The following is a 5753-nucleotide window of genomic DNA, read 5'->3' on the forward strand; positions in this document are numbered from 1 at the left end:
CCAAAGGTCACTGTCGACGCCAACGTGATGGACGCCATGCTGGAGCTCAGCAGAACCGGGCTGGGGCTGGTCGCCGTCTGCGACAGAGCCGGTCAGGTCAGCGGCGTCTTCACCGATGGCGATCTGCGTCGCTGGCTCGTGCGCGGCGGCACGCTCAACGACGCCGTCTGCGAGGCAATGACCACAGGCGGCGTCACGCTGCAATCGCAGGAGCGCGCCATCGACGCCAAAGAGAGGCTTATGCGCCATCAGATCAGCGCTGCGCCGGTAGTCGATGAGAACGGCTGCCTGACCGGGGCCATCAACCTGCAAAACTTCTATCACGCCGGGATCATTTAAGCCCCAAACGTTTTGCCAGCCGATGCAGGTTGGCAACGTCCATCTCCAGCCGCAGGCGGCGAAAGGTCTTGATGATATCAGTGCCGCGCCGCCAGCGAATCGTACCCACGCCAGCGGTAGTTGAGCATTGACACGCCCCAGCACAGCACGAACAGGCCGATAACCATAAAACCGGCGTTGCCAAGGTTCCCGTTCAGAGCGCCAATCCCGTCCCACACGCCGCCGCTGAGCGCAAACTTGTCCATCACCAGCCCCAACGCCTCCAGACCGCCGATAAACAGCGCCACCACAACGGAAGTGCCGGTGATGGTCATGTTGTAGTAAAGCTTGCGCTGCGGTTTGTTGAAGGCCCAGCCGTAGGCCCCGACCATCAGCACGTTATCGAGCGTATCGACCAGCGCCATGGCGCTGGCGAACAACGCCGGGAACACCATGATAGACCAGATAGCGATGCCGCTGGAGGCGCTGGCCGCTGACAGCCCCAGCACGCCGATTTCCGTCGCCGTATCAAATCCGAGTCCGAACAAAAAGCCCACCAGGTACATCTGCCAGCTCTTGTTCACCAGGCGGAACGTTTTACCGAACAGCCAACTCATCATACCGCCGCCGGGCGCCACGCTCTCGCTAAACGGTTTCCCTTGTTTAAACGCCTGAAAACTGCGCCAGACGCTGCGCAAAATCACGAGGTTGATGAAGGCCATCGCCAGCAAAAACGCCGAAGACACCGCCGTGCCGATCAGGCTGCCGGTATCGTGAAGCCAGGCCATATCCCGGCTGAAGGCCGTTGCCGTCGCGGCAATCGCCGCCGAGGCCAGCACCACGATTGAAGAGTGACCGAGCGAGAACCATGCCCCGACGCCGAAGGAACGCCTGCCCTGCTGCATCATCTTGCGCGTCACGTTATCTATCGCCGCGATGTGATCGGCATCCACCGCATGGCGCAGGCCATAGCCCCACGCCAGCAAACTGGCCGCCATCAGCGCGCCGTTGTGACCAAATGCCCGCCACGCCCAACACCAGGCCAGCAGATTAGCCGCCAGCAGCGATAAAATCAGCAGCGCCGCGCGCGGTTGCTGGCGAAATAATGGGGTCACCCTCATGGCGCGTTTACCCCTGAAGCCGGGCGGCGGCAATGACCGCCTGCCCATAAGCAATCGCGCCATCGCCCGCAGGCAGCAGCGCCGGAAAGAAAAGCGTAAAATCCGCCAACTTAGCCGCCAGACGCGATTTTAACAACCGGTTATGCAGTACGCCGCCGCCGCAGGCAACCGTAGTGAGGCCACGCTGGCTGGCGTGGTGGCGAGCGAGGTCGGCAAGCCCCTGCGCCAGCGCATCATGAAACGCCCAGGCTTTCTGCGCCGCAGGCGCCTGCCAGCACAGCCACTGCTGCCAGAAGACGGCCAGATCCAGTTCATCGCCCCGCAGCGGTAACGTCACCGGATGCGTCACGGCGCTGCACTGCATCGCCAGCGCCTCCAGCAGACAGGCCGCTTCCCCCTCGTAGCTAAGCGACTCGGGCGCGCAACCCAACGCGCTGGCGACCGCGTCAAACAGCCGCCCGCAGGATGACGCCAGCGGCGCGTTAACGCCCCGGTCAATCGCCCGAGTCAGTAGTGGCCAGGGCTGCTGCAAAAGGCGCTGCGTTTCCGGGAACATTTCCCAGTCCGGGACGAACGCCAGACAGTGTGCCAGCAGATTGCGCCACGGCTGTCGCGCCGCCAGATCGCCGCCAGGCAGCGCCACGGCGGGCAGGCCGCCCAGCCGTTCGCACTCGCGATAGTTCACCCGCAGGCACTCGCCGCCCCACAGGGCGCCGTCCTCTCCCATGCCTGTTCCATCCAGCGTCAGTGCGATAACGTCGCCCCCGTCCAGCGGCCAGCGATGTTCGGCAAGGCAAGCCGCCGCATGCGCATGGTGATGCAAAACGGCGATGTGCGGCTGCGGCATCGCGTGCGCCCACTGGCTGGAACGGTAGCCCGGATGCGCATCCGAAACGACCTGCTGCGGGGTAAAATCATAAATGGACTGCATCAGCTTCAGCGCGCTGCGCCACTGCGTTTCCACGCCCTCATCGGTGAGGTCGCCAAAATGCTGGCTGAGCACGGCCTGCTGGCCGCGCACCAGGCAAAAGGTGTTTTTCAGATCAGCCCCAAGACACAACAGCGGCGGAACGTCGGCAAACCCTGGCGGCAGCGGCAGCGCGTCAGGCACATAGCCCCGCGCGCGACGCAGCATTTCACCGTTCTGCCGCACCAGCGAGTCGTCCATCCGCTGCACGATGTCGCGGTTGTGCAGCAAAAATCCGTCGGCAATAGCGGCTAAATCGTCCAGCGCGCCCGCATTGCTCAGCGCGGGAGGTTTACCGCTCAGGTTGCCGGAAGTCATCACCAGCGGGCGCTTTAACGCCTGCATCAACAGGTGCTGAACCGGGTTCGCCGGGCGCATCACACCCACCTCCGTCAGCCCCGGCGCAATACCTTCGCACACGCCGTCAACGGCGGTTTTCGCCACCAGCACGATGGGCGCGGCAGGCAGCGCCAACAGCGTTCGGGCGCTGGCAGGCAGGTGACTGGCATCAGGGATCATTATCGCCAGCGGCTTCGCCGGGCGCCGCTTGCGCGCTCTGAGCATCGCCACCGCCTCGTCGTTACCGGCATCGCACACCAGATGGAACCCGCCCAGCCCTTTTACCGCCACAATACCACCCGAGGACAGCAGATTCACCGCAGCAAGCAGCGCCGCTTCGCCGCGATGGCTGACGCTGCTATGCTGCCAGATAAGCGTCGGACCGCAGTCGGCGCAGGCGACAGGTTGCGCATGAAAACGCCTGTCGTGCGGATTGCGGTATTCGGCTTCACAGGACGGGCACAACGGGAAGGCGGCCATCACCGTAAACGGGCGGTCATAGGGCATCGCGTTGATGATGGTAAAGCGCGGTCCGCAGTGGGTGCAGTTGATGAACGGATAGCGGTAGCGATGGTTATCGGGGTCGTTCATCTCCGCCAGACAATCCGGGCAGGTTGCCGCATCCGGCACAATCTGCGTGCTCATGCTGCCCGACTCGCTCTGATGGATGGTAAAATCATCCGGCAGCGCATCCCACTTGAACGGCGTGGTCTGTACCGCATCGATCCGCGCCAGCGGCGGGCATCGGGCATAGAGCTGTGCGACAAACCCCGCATCGCCTCCCACCAGATGCACCAGAACCCCCTCGCTGTCGTTGCTGACGTCGCCGAGACGGTTAAGCTGCTGCGCCAACTGCCAGACAAAGGGACGAAAACCCACCCCCTGCACCTTGCCGCGAATGCGGATGACTACCCCGTTCATGTTACTCCTTACCCGGCAAACGCCGCGCGTCGGCGTTTTTCGGCACTCATCTGTTCGAGGCGGTTGCGATCCACGCAGATCAGCGCACTGGTCGGGCATGCCGCTATGCAGGCTGGACCTTCCGCGCGGTGATAACAGAGATCGCATTTGTTGGCTTCAGCTTTTTCCGCCAGTACGTTCAGCCCTATGCCGCTGTTGCGGATAACCGGGCGCACCACCACCTCCATCGCCCCGTACGGACAGGCGACGACGCAGGTTTTACAGCCGATGCAGCGCTCCTGCATCACGTGGACAAACCCCTTATCGCGGCTTATCGCCCCGTTAGGACAGACGTTCGCACAGGGCGCGTCTTCGCACTGACGGCAGGCGGTCGCCGTCGAAATATTCACGCCTTTAACGACATGGATACGCGGCAGGAAGGTTTGCGGCGTCAGCGCGGCGCAATCCTGATTTTCCTGATGTGATACCACACATGCCACTTCGCAGGTTCGACACCCAATGCACTTGCTTGCATCAGCAATGATGAAACGGTTCATCAAAATCTCCAGCAGAAATCATTAACCCGTGAGGGCATGCATAATTTGCGCCATATTTTAACTACTTGTTTCTCATGAGATTAGATGCGGTATGTGGAACACCTTTGCGTGTCATCGTCACTTCTGACGATGACAACGTCAGACCGGCGTTCTCGCCGTCACCGACTCGCGCAGGCACAGTTCGCCAGGAAAGCTCTGCTGGACGTTAAACTCACCGCCGTCGAGCATAAAGATCAGGCGGTTGATGGTTTCCTGAACCATTTCGGTGACCGGAATTTTGACGCTGGACAGCGACGGCACGGTATAAGGCGCCAGCGCGATATCGTCAAAGCCAATCACCGACACCTGTTGTGGTACGCGGATCCCGCGCAGGTGAAGTTGTCTGATGGCGCCTATCGCCATATCGTCATTACTGGCGACCAGCGCGCTGAAGGCGACATCGCGCGCCAGCAGCGCCTCGACGCCGCGGGCGCCGGTTTCCGGCGTCCACTTCCCTTCAACAACCCAGTCGTCGCGCAGCGCAATACCGTGCTGCGCCAGCGCCGCTTTATAGCCGGACAGTCGCTCCACACCGGTCGGCGAATCCAACGAACCGGTGATAAACGCGATATCCCGGTGCCCGAGCGCAATCAGCTTTTCCACGGCGGCCTGGCTTGAAGCCTTATGATCCGACCATACGCAATGGCTGGCATGACGACGCAGGCGGCGGTTGAGCACCATAATGGGCTGCGGATGCTGCTGAACTATCTCGTCCATCTCCTCGACGCTAAGAAAGCGCGGGTAGATGATAATGGCGTCGCAACGCAGGTCGAGCAGGTACTGAATGGCCGCCCGCTCCTCGTCGGCGCTGTGCTTGCCGTCGGCAAGGATCAACTGACGTCCCTGATCTTCGGTCATCCGGGCGGCATGGGACAGCAGTTCGCTGAAGTACACGCCGTGGTACAGCGTGTTGGTCACCACCAGCCCCAGCGTCTGCGTTCTGCTGGTCGCCAGGTTGCGAGCCAGCAGATTTGGACGATAGCCGCTTTCGGCAATAGCCAGAAACACGCGATCCTTCGTCTCCTGGCTGACATAACCGTTGCCCGACAAGACCCGGGATACGGTGGCTTTTGACACCCCCGCGCGTTTTGCTACCTCCAGCATAGTTGCCATCTTGCATCGTCCTTAAGGAATAAAGTGCAGGCAGTGTACTTCAGCCCCAGGCGATTTTCAGCACCGGGTCACGATAAGTGATCTTACTCACGAAAGAGGAATAACACAAAAACAGATCTTGCCTCTCAAGATAAAACTAATCATGATTTTGTGGAACCGGTTTCCTACGCGGCATTTCATCCCTGTCATTGCAGGCGTGAAGATGTACCTTATCGATAACACAGGATACAAATCCGATGTCTAAAAACTATGCGGCTCTGGCCGGTGACGTAGTGCAGGCGCTGGGTGGGGCGAACAACATTGTCGCCGCCACCCACTGTATGACCCGCCTGCGCTTTGTATTGCAGAACCCGGCGCTTGCTGACAGCGCCGCGCTGAAAAGCATTAAGGGCGTGATGG

At 61.2% G+C, this 5753-nt stretch carries 6 protein-coding genes; 2 read left to right on the forward strand and 4 right to left on the reverse strand.

Annotation, left to right across the window (positions count from 1 at the left end; translation table 11 throughout):
- Window positions 1-339, forward strand: a 339-nt coding sequence (locus tag JO226_RS03870) for a CBS domain-containing protein (protein WP_293493528.1), incomplete at its 5' end; no start/stop codon positions are given.
- Between the two features lie 77 nt (window positions 340-416).
- Here JO226_RS03870 and JO226_RS03875 read toward each other — a convergent pair.
- The 4 genes from JO226_RS03875 to JO226_RS03890 form a co-directional block, all read right to left on the reverse strand.
- On the reverse strand, window positions 417-1439 hold the full coding sequence (locus tag JO226_RS03875) for a HoxN/HupN/NixA family nickel/cobalt transporter (RefSeq protein ID WP_293493531.1): 1023 nt from the start codon (window positions 1437-1439) through the stop codon (window positions 417-419).
- A 7-nt stretch (window positions 1440-1446) separates the two neighbouring features.
- Window positions 1447-3666, reverse strand: a complete 2220-nt coding sequence (hypF, locus tag JO226_RS03880) for a carbamoyltransferase HypF (RefSeq protein WP_293493534.1) — start codon at window positions 3664-3666, stop codon at window positions 1447-1449.
- An 8-nt stretch (window positions 3667-3674) separates the two neighbouring features.
- Window positions 3675-4202, reverse strand: a complete 528-nt coding sequence (hydN, locus tag JO226_RS03885; RefSeq protein WP_293493537.1) for an electron transport protein HydN — start codon at window positions 4200-4202, stop codon at window positions 3675-3677.
- Between the two features lie 138 nt (window positions 4203-4340).
- A complete protein-coding gene (locus tag JO226_RS03890) occupies window positions 4341-5354 on the reverse strand; it encodes a LacI family DNA-binding transcriptional regulator (protein WP_293493540.1) in 1014 nt (337 codons plus the stop codon).
- A gap of 236 nt (window positions 5355-5590) precedes the next feature.
- On the opposite strand from JO226_RS03890, the gene JO226_RS03895 reads away from it, so the two are divergent.
- Window positions 5591-5753, forward strand: a 163-nt coding sequence (locus JO226_RS03895; RefSeq protein WP_293493543.1) for a PTS transporter subunit EIIB, incomplete at its 3' end; no start/stop codon positions are given.

Source organism: Pluralibacter sp., from assembly GCF_019237635.1.
GTDB lineage: Bacteria > Pseudomonadota > Gammaproteobacteria > Enterobacterales > Enterobacteriaceae > Enterobacter_B.

Coding starts and splice junctions, on each gene's coding strand:
- hypF (WP_293493534.1), bottom strand. CDS start 3,666: ATGAACGGGGTAGTCATCCGCATTCGCGGCAAGGTGCAGGGGGTGGGT.
- JO226_RS03890 (WP_293493540.1), bottom strand. CDS start 5,354: ATGGCAACTATGCTGGAGGTAGCAAAACGCGCGGGGGTGTCAAAAGCC.
- hydN (WP_293493537.1), bottom strand. CDS start 4,202: ATGAACCGTTTCATCATTGCTGATGCAAGCAAGTGCATTGGGTGTCGA.
- JO226_RS03875 (WP_293493531.1), bottom strand. CDS start 1,439: ATGAGGGTGACCCCATTATTTCGCCAGCAACCGCGCGCGGCGCTGCTG.